The following is a 14,494-nucleotide window of genomic DNA, read 5'->3' as shown; positions in this document are numbered from 1 at the left end:
AGATCGATGGTTTTGGTATTTAGCAGACGGGAAACCCGTTTATCTGCCTCAAGACCCGCGATTGCAAGGTTTTGCATTTGACTTATCACCACCGATGTCCAATCTTATGCATCGCAATTGCAACGCAAGGAGATGATCCATGAAAACGGCAACGATCCCTTCGCTGCGGGTGACGGCGGATTTTCGCGAGGCAGCCGAAAGCGTGCTGAAGGACGGCGAGACACTTTCGTCCTTCGTTGAGGATTCCGTGCGCAGACAGGTGGAAATCCGCAAATCGCAGGCGGAGTTCATTGCGCGCGGGTTGGCGTCGCTCGAGGAATCCAAACGCACGGGGATTTTTTATTCCGCTGAGGAAGTGCATGCGGAACTGCGCGCTATGCTGGCAGCCAAAAAAGCCGAGCGTAACAAGTGACGTTCAAGCTTCGCTACACGATTGCAGCCAGATCGGACATAACACGGCTATACAGTTTTCTACTGGAGAAAGATTTTTCGACGGCGGAGAAAGCCATCGACCGGATTATTGCCACCGTCGAAGGGCTGAGTGAGTTTCCCTTCGCCTCACGCAAAGCCCCGGGTGAGAATGCGCTCCTGCGGGAACTGCTCATTCCCTTCGGATCCTCCGGTTACATCGCCCTCATTCAAATCGAAGATGCGGAAACAGTTTCCATCCTTGCCATCCGCCACCAGCGCGAAGACGATTACCATTGATCGTCAGAAAAATTCACTGTTGAGAAGTAAATCTCATTATATATTAAATACATTCATTCAATATCCTTTTATAAATTCGATTTATTTTTCGAGTAAACTATAAATGGAATTTCAAATGACACTAAATTACGATACACAAGTGGAACTACTTTTCCCGGCTGTTCTTTTTCAAAATTCAACCACCGCGCCGATTTTAAAGAATGCCGGTATCCACATTGATTCGCGTGGCAACAAGATATTGCTGTTCACGGATCCGCGCACTGTCGCAGCACTGAATGCAGCGGCAGAAAACGCGAAAGCGGCATTACGCAATAGCGGAATCGGTTTCGTTCCATTCGGATCGAATATTCAGGGCAGGGCAGATTTTCTGTTCGAGGCATTGCGTGAATTGTCGGCAAAATATGTCGGTGAAGCTCTTAATCTTGCGATACTAGATATTATGCGCTTTGTGCACGATGGAATGATGGGAAAGCTAAATCCGAATCCCTTTGCACCCCAACTCCCCACTCCATCAGAAAAATTCGATTTGTACGCCGCTCTAATGACGATGGCTTCACCGGAACAGATCAATAAACCCAAGGCCCCTGAACAACTACGCCCTTTCCAGATATTCGGGCGGCGAAAATCGTAATCTCAGCTCAATATCAAACAAAAGGCTCGCTAGTTTTTACCCAAGTGGCTGAAACTGATGAAACCACCTTTCACCGGTCGCTGACGGCCGCGCGCGGGTTTGCCCATGGCTCCTGATTGGAACGCGGCAGCGGGGTTTTGCCGAGAATATGATCCGCCGCCTTTTCGCCGGTCATGATCGACGGGCCATTCAGGTTGCCATAGGTCACATGCGGGAAGATCGAGCTGTCGGCGACCCGCAGCCCCTCCACGCCGATCACCCGGCATTCGGGATCAACGACCGCCATGGCGTCGTTCCTGTCGCCCATCCGGCAGGTGCCGCAGGGGTGATAGGCGCTTTCCAGATGTTCGCGCAGGAAGGCGTCGATCTGTTCGTCCGTCTCCACCTTTTCGCCCGGCTGGATTTCCGGCCCGCGAAAATCGTCGAAGGCTTCCTGGCCGAAAATCTCGCGCGTGAGGCGCACGCAATGGCGGAATTTTTCCCAGTCTTCCGGGTGGCTCATATAGTTGAAGCGGATGACCGGGTCGTCATGCGGATCGGCGGAACGCAGCGTGACATTGCCGCGAGATTTCGACAGGTTGTAACCCACATGCGCCTGAAAACCATGGCTTTTCGCAGCCGCCTTGCCATCATAGGAGATGGCGACGGGCAGGAAATGATACTGGATGTCAGGCTGTTTCAGGCCGGGCGCGGAACGCAGAAAGGCGCAGGCTTCGAACTGGTTGGAGGCCCCTAACCCACCTTTCGACAGCAGCCATTGCGCACCCGCGACCCCCTGCCAGAACCAAGGCAGCCAGGAGTAAAGCGACACCGGCTTGGTGGAGACCTGCTGGAAATAAAACTCCATATGGTCCTGAAGGTTTGCACCCACACCCGGCCGATCCGCCTTAACCTCTATGCCCATGTCTTTCAGATGAGCGGCAGGCCCGATGCCCGAAAGCATCAGCAATTTCGGCGAATTGAAAGACGATGCCGAGACGATGACCTCACGATTGGCCCCGATGGTTTCCACCCCGCCCCTGCGCTCGATTTCGACGCCGACGGCACGGCCGTTCTCGATGACGACCTTGCGGGCGAAGCCATTGACCAGCGTGACATTACCGCGCTTCAGCGCCGGCTTCAGATAGGCATTGGCGGCGGACCAGCGGCGGCCATTATGGATGGTCTGCTCCATCAGGCCGAAACCTTCCTGTTTGGAGCCGTTATAGTCGTCTGTCAGCTCGAAGCCTGCCTGCGCGCCAGCCTGAATGAAGGCGTGGAACAGCGGATTACTGACAGGCCCGCGCTGAACATGCAGCGGCCCATCCGTGCCGCGCCACCCCTCTTCGCCGCCATGGCTGTGTTCCATGCGCTTGAAGTAAGGCAACACATCCGCATAGGCCCAGCCCTGTGCGCCCAGTTCCTCCCAACGGTTGAAATCCTCGGCATGGCCGCGCACGTAAACAAGGCCGTTGATGGAGGACGAACCGCCGATAACCTTGCCGCGTGGGGCGGTGATGCGGCGATTGTCGAGGTTCGGTTCGGGTTCGGAGAGATAGCCCCAATTGTAGCGCTTCATGCTCATCGGCCAGGCAAGTGCGGCCGGCATCTGGATGAAAGGCCCGAAATCCGAACCGCCAGCCTCGATGACAATCACCGAATAGCGCCCATCCTCCGACAGGCGATAGGCGATGGCGGAGCCTGCGGAACCGGAACCGACGATGACGTAATCTGCGTGCATGATTTGCTCTCCAATGAGCGTTGGTTCCGATTGACTGTCAGCGGGCGGGTTTACCCCCCTCTGTCCTGCCGGACATCTCCCCCTCAAGGGGGGAGATCGGCAAGACGCACTACCGCAACTTCATTCTCAAACACCGAGATGGGTGAGACCTTGCCACAGGTCGATCTCCCCCCTTGAGGGGGAGATGCCCGGCAGGGCAGAGGGGGGGTGAAGCCCCACGCACAACCATCAATAAGGGGCGTCCACCTTGCCCGTGCTCACATAAACCGTCTTCAGCTCGCTATAATGCTCCAGCGCCGCCGCCGAATTCTCGCGGCCGAAACCGGACTGCTTGGAGCCGCCGAATGGGATTTCCACCGGGCAGAGATTGTAGGTGTTGATCCACAGCGTGCCCGCCTCCAGCTGATCGACCACGCGATGGGCGCGGGCGAGATCGGCGGTAAAGACGCCGCCGGCAAGGCCGAATTCGGTGGCGTTGGCGCGAGCGATAACCTCGTCCTCATCGTCGAAATCCAGCACACACATGACCGGTCCGAAGATTTCCTCGCGCGCGATGGTCATGCCATCAGTCACATCGGCAAACACAGTCGGCTGTACATAAGCGCCCTCGCCCGAGACATTGTTGGGAATTCCGCCGCCGGTTACGAGCGTCGCACCCTCCGCCTTGCCCTTTTCGATATAGCCAAGCACCTTTTCCTGCTGGGCTTTGGAGACCAGCGGGCCAAGATGGGTGGCGTAATCCAGGGGGTCGCCGAGGATCATCGCCTCGGTGCGGCGCTTGAGGTTTTCGAGGAAGCGGTCCTTCGCCTTTTTCTGCACGAAAACGCGGGTACCGTTGGAGCAGACCTGACCGGAAGAATAGAAATTGCCGAGCATGGCGCCGCCGACAGCGCTTTCGATATCGGCATCGTCAAACACGATCAGCGGCGATTTGCCACCGAGTTCCATCGTCACATGCTTCAGATGCCCGGCGGCGGCGGCGGCCACCTTGCGGCCGGTCGGTACAGAGCCGGTGAGCGAAACCTTGGCAACATCGGGGTGGTTGACGAGCAGCGGGCCCGTGTCGCGATCGCCCTGGATGACGTTGAACAGGCCCTTCGGCAGACCGGCTTCGATCAGGATTTCCGCGATCTTCAAAGCGCCGAGCGGGGTGTTTTCCGATGGCTTGAAGACCATGGCGTTGCCGGCAACGAGGGCAGGCGCCGCCTTCCAGCAGGCGATCTGCTGCGGATAGTTCCATGCGCCGATGCCGACACAGACGCCGAGCGGCACGCGCTTGGTATAGGCGAAATCGCCGCCGAGCGGGATGTAGTTGCCGTTCAGCGCGGAAGGCGCGATACCGCCGAAAAATTCGAAGGCATCGGCACCTGAGGTCGGATCGGCGACTATGGTTTCCTGGATCGGCTTGCCGGTATCCAGCGTTTCGAGCGTGGAGAGTGCCTCGTTGCGTTCACGCATGATATCGGCGGCGCGTTTCAATATACGCCCGCGCGCCATGGGGCTCATCGCCGCCCATTCCTTCTGGGCGCGTTTGGCCGATGCAATGGCGCGCTCGACAATCGCGGGCGTTGCCGCATGCAGCCTTGCGATGACCTCGCCGGTTGCCGGAAAGACGCTTTCGAAAAGCGTGCCGGCATTGTCTTCGACATAGTCACCGTCAATGAAGTGCGAGGCTTTGGGCTGCGCCCGGAGAGACGTCGCGATAGTCATGTCGAATACTCCTAGAGAATGCGGACGGACGGCTTCGGGCGCTGTCCATCAGGATATGGTTTGAGCTGCAAGTCGAAATAGTCCTCGACAAGGGCCGGCGCTGAGGCGAGCCCAAGCGGGGCCGAACGCAGGCTGTGCCTGATGTAAAGCCCGTCGATAAGGGCTGCGGCCCCTTCCGCAATGCGCGCGGCGTCATCGGGCGGGCATAGCCGGTTCAGGCTTGCCATGAGGTTCGAGCGCAGGCGACGGGAATAGAGCACCAGCAGGCGGCGGGTTTCTTCCGAGCGCTGCGCCTCGACATAAAAGGCAAGCCATGCCGCCACCGTCTCGGGCGTGAACTGGTCACTCTGGAAAGAGACGTGAACGATGGCGCTCAGCCGTTCGCGCGGGCCATTGGCGCGGGTCAGCGCCGCCACCGCATCGCGCCTCAGATCCCGCAGCAGGCTGCGGATGGTTTCCAGAAGAAGCTGCTGCTTGCTGCCGAAATAATGATGCGCAAGCGCCGGCGATACGCCCGCTTCCCGGGCAATATCCGACATTGTCACATTCAGCGAACCATGGTGGCCTATGGTGCGTAACGCCGCATCCACAAGCGCCTTGCGGCGCAAAGGCTCCATTCCGATCTTGGGCATAAGGGACTCCTTGATGGCGGGCAAAATATTCTTGATTGATCAATCAATCAATAAAAAACGCGCCATTTCATGTCGCTGATTTGCCATGGATCAAAGAAACCCGGGCAAGGCCGGATAAGACGAGCCGCTCCCATGCTGAGGAGCCGCTCACAGGGGAAAAACTAAACCGTGATATACTGCAAATTGGGAATGGAACACGTTTCGTGCTAATATGCAGAGTGATACAAATTTCGTTGGAAGCGGCGCCAGACGAAAGCTGAAAAAACGCCCGCAAGACCGCGATCCCAATCAGGTCCCGGCACGGACCGGAGATGCCTTCGCAACGGTTGAACAAGGGAGTGATATCATGCCAATGGTAACAGTATCGATTTCCCCGGAACAGGCAGCAAGAATGCGCGAGGCCGTGAATAGCGGCGCCTACGCATCCGGCAGCGAGGTCGTAAGGGCCGCGCTGAGACTATGGGCGGCCTCCGCTGCCGCAACCGGCGCAGATACAGAGGCTGCAGCGCCTGTCGAGGCGGATCGCGAACGCCTGAATGTTGCGGAACTTTACGCCGCTCACACCGGCCATGTGCGCCGGGCCTGAGGGCCTGCCAGATACCCCTGGCTATTGAGGGGCCCGTGACAAAACCTTCATTAAAGCTTCACAGTCGTGAAAGCTTTTGTTGACCTGTAATCTGCGATTGTCTGCTGAAAAGAGACAAGTTCCCGTGTGTGCATTTGACTTGTCATGCCGCCAACGGGAACTGGCAATAGCGGAGAACAGAAATGCCGGCCGTAACGCTGGAGAACGATGTCATAAGGCGGTTTGCCTCCGGGCACATGTTTCCCATGGCGAAGCTTGTGCTTGAAACCGCGTTTCAGCCGATCGTCGAGGCGACGACGGGCACGATTTTCGGATATGAATCACTGATGCGCGGCCATGACCGGCTTGGGTTTTCCAATCCGCTCGCGCTTCTCGACCAGGCTGCCGAGGATGGCGAGCTGAAGGCCTTCGAGCAGATGCTGGCGAGCCGGGCGCTCGCTAAATTCTCCACCCTGGCGGATTTTTCCACCACCACCCTCTTCCTCAATCTCGATGTAAGGCTTATCCCGCACGGGGACGCCATTCTCGACAAGCTCGTTGGCCATCTGGCGCGGGCGGGCATTCCGGCCTCCTCCATCTGCTTTGAACTTTCCGAACGTTTCGACAATACCAGCGTGCCGGAGTTCAAGGCGCTGATCGCCCGCATGCGCAAGGAAGGTTTCAAGCTGGCGATCGACGATTTCGGTGCCGGTCACGGCGAGATGAAGCTTTTATGCGACTATCCGCTTGATTACCTGAAGATCGACCGGCATTTCATCAGCGGTGTCGATCATCTTCCGCGCAAGCAGCATCTGGTGCGCAACATCGTCAACATCGCTCATGTTCTCGGCGTCCGGGTCATTGCGGAAGGCATCGAAACCGAAGCGGAATTTCTCACCTGCCGCGAATATGGCGTCGATCTGGTGCAGGGCTGGCTGATCGCCAAGCCGACGGTTTTCACCAGCGAACTTCCCGAGAGCTTTCCGCACCTCAACCGCATGGGCGTGGCGCGGCGCAACAGCCAGTCGCTGGACGAAATCCTCATCCGTCGCGAAATAGAGCGTCTTCCCACGGTCTATGAGCATGACAGCGTCGACAGCGTCTTCGAATTGTTCCGCAGAAACCCGCAGCAGGCGTTTTTCCCGGTTCTCAACGCCAATGGCGAGCCGCGCGGCGTCATCAACGAATATCACCTCAAGGAATACATCTACCGGCCTTTCGGCCGCGATCTCCTCAAGAACAAGATCTACGAGCGCACCATTTCCCACTTTGTTGATCCCGCGCCGATCGTGGGTCTCGACGCCGATGCCGATCAACTGATGAACATGTTCGCCAGCATGGGCGGCAGCGCCTGCATCATCCTGACCGAAAACATGCGTTACGCCGGCATCGTCTCAGCCGCATCGCTCATCAAGGTCATCAATGAAAAACAGCTCAAGATGGCGCAGGACCAGAACCCGCTGACGGCGCTGCCGGGCAACCGCGCCATCGGCGGCTTCATTGCCGACAACTGCGGCGATGGCGATGAGACCCGTTTCTTCTGCTATTGCGATTTCGACAATTTCAAACCCTTCAACGATAAATACGGCTTCAACGCCGGCGACCACGCCATAACCCTGTTTTCCGCACTGATGCGTCGCTACTTTTTCGCCGGCGACTGCTTTCTCGGCCATATCGGCGGCGACGACTTCTTCGTCGGCGTGCGTGACTGGGCGGTGGAGGAACTGACGGAAATCCTAGAGCGGCTGCTCAGCGATTTTCACGGTGAAGTGGCCGAACTCTATTCGCCAGAGGACCGTCAGGCCGGTCGCATGGTCGGGCTGGACCGTCGCGGCAATGAGCGGGATTTTGCCCTGCTGCGTTGCTCCATCGGCGTTCTCACATTGCCAAAAGGGTTGATCATCGCCAATCCCGAGCGCATCGGCAGCGAGATCGCCGGCATCAAGACAGCCGCGAAAGAAAACGAAGGCGGCCTCGTCATCCGGGTGTTCGGGGAGACAAAATGACATCAGCGACAAAGGGCCTCCTTCCCTAAGCGGTACATCTGTCCTAAATCTTCAGGTAACGCCGACAATTGAGGAATTGCCCCTGGCCATGCCCGAAAATGTGACCCTGCCCGAAAAAATGCGCTTCATCGACCTTCCCTCCCATGGTGGCCCGGAAGTGATGCAGCTTTCGCAAGCACCTTTGCCAACCCCCGCCAGAGGCGAAATCCTGGTGAGGGTCGAGGCGGCCGGCGTCAACCGCCCCGATGTCGCGCAGAGGCAGGGCACCTATCCGCCGCCGAAGGACGCAAGCCCGATCCTCGGCCTCGAAATTGCCGGAGAAGTGGTGGCGCTCGGTGAAGGCGTCAGCGAATTCAAACCTGGCGACAAGGTCTGCGCGCTCGCCAATGGCGGCGGTTATGCGCAATATTGCACCGTGCCGGCCGGGCAGGCCCTGCCCTTCCCCAAGGGGTACGATGCCGTCAAGGCCGCCGCGCTGCCGGAAACCTTCTTCACCGTCTGGGCCAACCTCTTCCAGATGGCGGGCCTGACCGAAGGCGAAAGCGTGCTCATCCACGGCGGCACCAGCGGCATCGGCACAACCGCCATCCAGCTCGCCAAAGCCTTCGGCGCTGATGTCTATGCGACGGCGGGTTCTGCGGAAAAATGCGAGGCCTGCGTCAAGCTTGGTGCCAAACGGGCCATCAATTACCGCGACGAGGATTTCACCGCTGTCATCAAGGCCGAGACCGATGGCAAGGGTGTCGATGTGGTTCTCGACATGATCGGTGCGGCCTATTTCGAAAAGAACATTGCCGCACTCGCCAAGGATGGCTGTCTGTCCATCATCGCCTTTCTGGGCGGCGCCGTGGCTGAAAAGGTCGATCTGCGGCCAATCATGGTCAAACGCCTGACCGTCACCGGCTCCACCATGCGGCCACGTACCGCTGACGAGAAACGCGCCATCCGTGATGAGCTTATCGAACAGGTCTGGCCACTCATCGAAAGCGGCAAGGTTGCGCCTGTCATCAACAAGGTCTTCACGCTGGACGAAGTTGTGGAGGCCCACCGGCTGATGGAAACCAGCAATCATATCGGCAAGATCATGATGCGCGTGTCCTAATCAGACCTCTTGCATTAATGACGAATCGTACTACCTTCTAGTTATGTTCAACGTATCGGAAGGAGGTGATCCAATGTCTAATGAGATTTCGGTCTCTGGTGCAGGCAATGGAAAGGGTGGGTTTTCGACGGGGCAGCCCTCGGCGTAAAAACCTCTTGCCTTCGGAACGTTGAGAAACAGTCCCGGGTCTGTAAACAGGACCAAGCTCATGGAAGGGTCGCCTCTGGCGACCCTTTTCCGTTTCTGGGGTTATCGGCGCGTTTACCCGGCTCCCTCATCTCTGTGCTTGTCCCAGAGATCCAGCCAGACCAAGTCTTTGGCTGAATGGAGTCTCACCGCCGCGCAGACGCGCGCCGGCTGACAACCTGTGACGAGCACAGGAATGACGGTGTGTACGCTAGCGTTGCAGACATCTTATACATCCGTCGGACGCGCGCCTCCGTGGCGGAAAGGTTCTTTTCAGCCCAAGGACTTGGGTTGGCTGGATACCGGCTCAAGGCCGGTATGACGGGGAACTCAGGATAGGTGCAAACCGCCGGCTGCCAATCGCGGCCGCATCTCCCCTACTTCTTGCCAAACACCTTCCACCGGGTCGGACGAAAGCGCAGTTCGGCACCTACCGCCACGGCGGCGTTGAGCGGCACCTCGATTTCGAGGTGATAGGGGTCATGGCCGTTATTGGCGATGTCGATTTCGGCGATGCGGGTGCCGGCGAGGCGGCGACAGGTGGTAACCTTGCCGTAAAGCGCGTTTTTCTCGTCGGTCAACACCACATCTTCCGGACGGAAGAACAGCTCGCCCTCACCTGCGCCATTTTCGGCGACGCCGATGCTCTCGCCCTGAAACACCACCTGGCCGTCGCGGATCGTCACCGGCAGGCTGGAGGATTCGCCGATGAAGGAGAAGACGAAGGGGGAATTGGGCGTGTCGTAGACGTCATCCGCCGTACCGACCTGTTCGATCTTGCCCTGGCTCATGACGACGACGCGGTCGGCCAGTTCCAGTGCTTCTTCCTGATCGTGGGTAACGAAGACGGTGGTGTGGCCCGTGCGGTCGTGGAATTCGCGCAGCCAGCGGCGCAGTTCCTTGCGCACCTTGGCATCGAGTGCGCCGAAGGGTTCGTCAAGCAGCAGCACCTTCGGCTCGATGGCAACTGCGCGAGCCAGCGCCACGCGCTGACGCTGGCCGCCGGAAAGCTGGGTGGGGTAACGCTTTTCGAGGCCGGTCAGATGCACCATGTCCAGAAGCTCCGATACCCGTCGGCGGATTTCCGCTTTCGGCGGGCGGGAGGCGGAAGGGCGCACCTTCAGGCCGAAGGCGATGTTGTCGGCAACCGTCATGTGGCGGAACAGGGCGTAGTGCTGAAACACAAAACCGACATTGCGCTCCTGCACCGAGCGGTGCGAGGCATCCTCATCGCCAAAGAAGATGCGGCCTTGGGTCGGCTGCTCCAGGCCGGCGATGAGGCGCAGCAGCGTCGTCTTGCCGGAACCGGAGGGACCGAGCAGCGCGATCAGCTCGCCGGAACGAATGTCGAGCGACACGTCGTTCAGCGCCGGAAAGCGATCGAACTGCTTGGTGATGCCGGAAACTTTCACTTCCATGAATATGCCTTTCAATGCTTGCCGGCTGCGTTGCCCGCGCCAAAGCGTATTTCGAGAATGGTTTTGAGAACGAGCGTCACGAGCGCCAGACCAGCCAGCAGCGTCGCCACCGCGAAGGCCGCGCCGATATTGTACTCATTATAGAGTATCTCGACATGCAGCGGCATGGTGTTGGTCTCGCCGCGAATATGGCCTGATACGACAGAGACGGCGCCGAATTCGCCCATGGCGCGGGCATTGCAGAGCAACACCCCGTAGAGCAGGCCCCATTTGATATTCGGCAGCGTGACATACCAGAAGGTTTGCCAGCCGGTTGCGCCAAGCGAGATCGCCGCCTCCTCATCGCCATTGCCCTGTTCCTGCATCAGCGGGATCAGTTCACGCGCGACGAAGGGAAAGGTGACGAAGATGGTGGCAAGCACGATGCCCGGAACGGCAAAGAGGATTTCGATGCCGTAACTCTTCAGCCATGGCCCCAGCACGCTGTGCGAAGAGAACAGGATGACATAGACCAGACCCGATATGACCGGCGAGATCGAGAACGGCAGGTCGATCAGCGTTATCAGGAACGCCTTGCCCTTGAACTCGAATTTCGCAATCGCCCAGGCGGCGGCGACACCGAAGATAAGGTTGAGCGGCACCGAAATGGCGGCGACAAGCAGCGTCAGACGGATGGCGGAGAGAGCATCCGGCTCGACGATCGCTTCCCAGAAGGCATCGGCGCCTTTGCGAAATGCTTCGAAGAACACCGATACCAGCGGCAGCACGAGGAAAGCCGCAAGGAACAGGAAGGCAATGGCAATCAGCACCAGCCGGGCGGGCAGGCTCTCGCTGGCGGGATCGCGGAACGGTCGGGACGAGGTGCGGGAAGCATCAGACATAACCGTACCTCTTGCGGCTCCAGGCCTGAATGAGATTGATGAGGAACAGCATGGCGAAGGAAATGATCAGCATGATGGTGGCGATGGCCGTCGCGCCCGCATAATTGAACTCCTCCAGCCGGATGACGATGAGGAGCGGTGCGATTTCCGAAACGTAGGGAATATTGCCGGCGATGAAGATGACCGAGCCGTACTCTCCGATACCGCGCGCGAAGGCGAGTGCGAAGCCCGTCAGGATGGCGGGCGTGAGGCTTGGCAGCAGCACCCGGGTGATGGTCTGGAAACGGTTGGCGCCGAGCGTTGCCGCCACCTCCTCCACCTGCCGGTCTATTTCTTCCATGACCGGCTGCACGGTGCGGACCACGAATGGCAGGCCGATAAAGATCAGCGCGATGACGATACCGGTCGGCGTAAATGCGATCTTGATGCCGAAGGGTTCGAACAGCGAGCCGACCCAGCCGCGATTGGCATAAAGCGTGGTGAGCGCGATGCCGGCAACCGCCGTCGGCAGGGCAAAGGGCAGATCCACGATGGCATCAACGAAACGCCGGCCGGGAAAACGATACCGCGTGAGAACCCAGGCGACGATGACGCCAAAAACAGCGTTCACCAGTGCGGCGATGAAGGCGGTGCCGAAACTGACGCGCAGCGCATTCAGCGTACGGCTATCGACAGCGATCGCAATAAAATCTGAAAAACCAAGTTTCGCCGTGGACCAGACGAGGCCGCCAAGCGGAATAAGAATGATGAGAAACAGATAGGCGACCGTGTAACCGAACGTCAGGCCGAAGCCGGGTATCACGCTCGATTGACGCCACTTCCACCTGTTTCCGGATGTATTATTGCTCATCAACGCTCCGGATAATCTTTAGTTTGGCACATTTCCGGACAGAAAACCGGGGTCCATTTTTCCTGGAAATGCTCTCTGGGAGCCGGTGTTCCCCGGCCTTGTTATAAAGGATCGACCGGCACGGTGTCCGGTCGATCGAGCTGTCGTTTTTCAAGTTCCCTTAAGCGGGTGGGCGGATTTGTCGTCAGCCCATCATCCGCTTACTTGGCGGGCTTGTAAATCTGGTCGAAGATGCCGCCGTCACCGAAATGTTCAGGCTGCGCCTTGGCCCAACCGCCAAACTGCGGATCGTCGATGGTGACGAGCTTGATGTCGGGCAGCTGCTTCAGCAGATCCTTGGAGACAACTGCGGGGTTCGAAGGACGATAGAAGTGCTTCGCCGCGATATTCTGACCTTCGTCGGAATAGAGATATTGCAGATAGGCTTCCGCCGCCTTGCGAGTGCCCTTGGCATCGACGTTCGCGTCAACCACGGCGACCGGCGGTTCGGCGAGGATCGAGATCGGCGGCACGATGATGTCGAAGGCATCCGCGCCAAATTCCTGACCGGCCAGATAGGCTTCGTTTTCCCAGGCCAGCAGCACGTCGCCGATCTGGCGCTGCGCAAATGTGACCGTGGAGCCGCGGGCACCGGTATCGAGCACCGGAGCGCGCTTGTAGAGTTCGCCGACATAGGCCTTGATCTTGTCCTGGTCGCCCTTGAACTCTTCATTCGCCCATGCCCAGGCGGCAAGGTAATTCCAGCGTGCGCCACCTGATGTCTTGGGGTTCGGGGTAACGATCTGCACGTCGCCCTTTACCAGATCGCCCCAGTTATGGATGCCCTTCGGGTTGCCCTTGCGGACGAGGAACACGATGGTGGAGGTGTAAGGCGAGGAATTATGCGGCAGGCGGCCGCGCCAGTCCTTGTTGATCTTGCCGGAATTCTGGACGATGGCATCGATATCGCTCTGCAGCGCCAGCGTCACCACATCGGCTTCCAGACCGTCGATGACCGAACGCGCCTGCTTGCCGGAGCCGCCATGCGACTGCTGGATCGTGACATCCTCACCGGTATCGGCCTTCCACTTCTTGGCGAAGGCTTCGTTGAAATCCTTGTAAAGTTCGCGGGTCGGATCATAGGACACGTTAAGCAGCTTGGTCTGCGCGGCAGCCGAGCCGACACCTCCCAGAGCCAGCGATAGACCGAGAGCGAAAACGCTCAAACCGGACAGAAGCTTGGACATCGGTATTCCCTCCTGATGAAGATGGCTTAACTCTACTGGACCGGTAGAGTTGGTCAATGAGGCCGAATACGATCGAAAAAGTGTTTCCCGAGAGCGTTTCCGCGGGCAACAAATACAGCGCAGCATAGGCGAAAGGCGCAACAAGCGTCGTGTAAAACTTTGCTGAATGCAAAACCGTTTCACATTTTTGACGATTTTTTGGCGTTACGGCGAAAAATATTCAGGGGTTTTAGACGATTTTTTCGTCAGGCCGTCAAAAGTTCGGGCACTTCCACACCTTCAACGGCATCCGCAACGGTGGTGTTGAAAAGGATATTGCGGGTGGCATCGGCCACGCGGGCGAAGACGTGGCGTATCTCGCACTGCTTTTCGCCATCGCAGTCCTCGCACCGGCGATAGGCGGTCTGCGACAGGCAGGGCAACGGAGCGAGCGGCCCGTCGATGAGGCGCAGCACCTCGCCGAAGGTGATATCGGCAGCCGGGCGCGCCAGCAAATAACCGCCCTGCTTGCCGCGCCTGCTTTCGACGATGCGTTCCTTCTTCATTTCGAGAAGGATCTGTTCCAGGAATTTTTTCGGAATGGCCTGTTCGCGGGCAATATCGGAAATTTGCACAGGACAGCCGCCGTCGGCCTTTGCCAGCGAAAGAAGCGCCCTCAGCGCATATTTTGCCTTCTGCGAAATCATCGTGAAACCAGTAGAACACAAGCCCGGATACCCGGCAATTCCGGCTTAGCGCAGAAGTTGTCACAATTCAAATCCAAGCTGCAAAGAAGGTGAACGGGCATCTTTTGCTCATAGATCGTGCGCGTGAGGCATTTTTGCTCTGAAGTGCAGCGCACAAAGACTGTCATTTCTGT

General features: G+C 58.3%; 14 protein-coding genes. 6 read left to right on the top strand and 8 right to left on the bottom strand.

Features of this window, described 5'->3' with window-relative positions; translation table 11 throughout:
* The first annotated feature begins 139 nt into the window (after nt 1–139).
* From CRO62_RS21760 to CRO62_RS21750, 3 genes are all read left to right on the top strand, one after another.
* Entirely contained in the window at nt 140–412 is a 273-nt protein-coding gene (locus CRO62_RS21760; RefSeq protein WP_097101813.1) for a YlcI/YnfO family protein, read from the top strand.
* On the top strand, nt 409–708 hold the full coding sequence (locus CRO62_RS21755; protein ID WP_097101811.1) for a type II toxin-antitoxin system RelE/ParE family toxin: 300 nt from the start codon (nt 409–411) through the stop codon (nt 706–708). Before CRO62_RS21760 ends, CRO62_RS21755 begins: the two co-directional genes overlap by 4 nt.
* Before the next feature lie 115 nt (nt 709–823).
* On the top strand, nt 824–1,339 hold the full coding sequence (locus CRO62_RS21750; RefSeq protein WP_143539404.1) for a hypothetical protein: 516 nt from the start codon (nt 824–826) through the stop codon (nt 1,337–1,339).
* 70 nt (nt 1,340–1,409) lie between these two features.
* Here CRO62_RS21750 and betA read toward each other — a convergent pair whose 3' ends face one another.
* The 3 genes from betA to betI form a co-directional block, all read right to left on the bottom strand.
* A complete protein-coding gene (gene betA, locus CRO62_RS21745; protein ID WP_097101807.1) occupies nt 1,410–3,059 on the bottom strand; it encodes a choline dehydrogenase in 1,650 nt (549 codons plus the stop codon).
* Between the two features lie 228 nt (nt 3,060–3,287).
* A complete protein-coding gene (gene betB / locus CRO62_RS21740) occupies nt 3,288–4,769 on the bottom strand; it encodes a betaine-aldehyde dehydrogenase (protein WP_097101805.1) in 1,482 nt (493 codons plus the stop codon).
* 11 nt (nt 4,770–4,780) lie between these two features.
* Nucleotides 4,781–5,401 carry a transcriptional regulator BetI gene (betI, locus tag CRO62_RS21735; protein WP_003511878.1) on the bottom strand — a complete coding sequence of 207 codons (621 nt, stop codon included), beginning with the start codon at nt 5,399–5,401 and terminating at the stop codon, nt 4,781–4,783.
* 346 nt (nt 5,402–5,747) lie between these two features.
* Between betI and CRO62_RS21730 the strand changes: the two genes are divergently transcribed.
* The 3 genes from CRO62_RS21730 to CRO62_RS21720 all read left to right on the top strand — a co-directional run bounded on the left by CRO62_RS21730 (nt 5,748) and on the right by CRO62_RS21720 (nt 9,074).
* Entirely contained in the window at nt 5,748–5,987 is a 240-nt protein-coding gene (locus CRO62_RS21730) for a type II toxin-antitoxin system ParD family antitoxin (protein WP_025592709.1), read from the top strand.
* Nucleotides 5,988–6,169: 182 nt separating this feature from the next.
* The gene (locus CRO62_RS21725; RefSeq protein WP_097101803.1) at nt 6,170–7,972 is read left to right on the top strand and encodes a GGDEF domain-containing protein; all 1,803 of its coding nucleotides are present in this window, start codon (nt 6,170–6,172) and stop codon (nt 7,970–7,972) included.
* 88 nt (nt 7,973–8,060) lie between these two features.
* Nucleotides 8,061–9,074: an NAD(P)H-quinone oxidoreductase gene (locus tag CRO62_RS21720; protein WP_179784591.1), complete on the top strand. Its 1,014-nt coding sequence runs from the start codon at nt 8,061–8,063 to the stop codon at nt 9,072–9,074.
* 563 nt (nt 9,075–9,637) lie between these two features.
* Here the strand turns inward: CRO62_RS21720 and CRO62_RS21710 are convergent.
* The 5 genes from CRO62_RS21710 to CRO62_RS21690 all read right to left on the bottom strand — a co-directional run bounded on the left by CRO62_RS21710 (nt 9,638) and on the right by CRO62_RS21690 (nt 14,321).
* The gene (locus CRO62_RS21710; RefSeq protein WP_003511873.1) at nt 9,638–10,678 is read right to left on the bottom strand and encodes a sulfate/molybdate ABC transporter ATP-binding protein; all 1,041 of its coding nucleotides are present in this window, start codon (nt 10,676–10,678) and stop codon (nt 9,638–9,640) included.
* Between the two features lie 11 nt (nt 10,679–10,689).
* Nucleotides 10,690–11,559: a sulfate ABC transporter permease subunit CysW gene (cysW, locus tag CRO62_RS21705; protein WP_003511871.1), complete on the bottom strand. Its 870-nt coding sequence runs from the start codon at nt 11,557–11,559 to the stop codon at nt 10,690–10,692.
* Nucleotides 11,552–12,409, bottom strand: a complete 858-nt coding sequence (gene cysT, locus CRO62_RS21700) for a sulfate ABC transporter permease subunit CysT (RefSeq protein WP_097101801.1) — start codon at nt 12,407–12,409, stop codon at nt 11,552–11,554. Before cysT ends, cysW begins: the two co-directional genes overlap by 8 nt.
* 200 nt (nt 12,410–12,609) lie before the next feature.
* The gene (locus tag CRO62_RS21695; protein WP_003511869.1) at nt 12,610–13,635 is read right to left on the bottom strand and encodes a sulfate ABC transporter substrate-binding protein; all 1,026 of its coding nucleotides are present in this window, start codon (nt 13,633–13,635) and stop codon (nt 12,610–12,612) included.
* A 245-nt stretch (nt 13,636–13,880) separates the two neighbouring features.
* A complete protein-coding gene (locus tag CRO62_RS21690; protein WP_097101799.1) occupies nt 13,881–14,321 on the bottom strand; it encodes an RrF2 family transcriptional regulator in 441 nt (146 codons plus the stop codon).
* Nucleotides 14,322–14,494: the final 173 nt, after the last annotated feature.

This window comes from Rhizobium sp. AN6A, from assembly GCF_900215635.1.
Taxonomy (GTDB): domain Bacteria; phylum Pseudomonadota; class Alphaproteobacteria; order Rhizobiales; family Rhizobiaceae; genus Agrobacterium; species Agrobacterium tumefaciens.
Note: the sequence above shows the minus strand (reverse complement) of the source record. Positions and strands in the feature narration are given on the sequence as shown.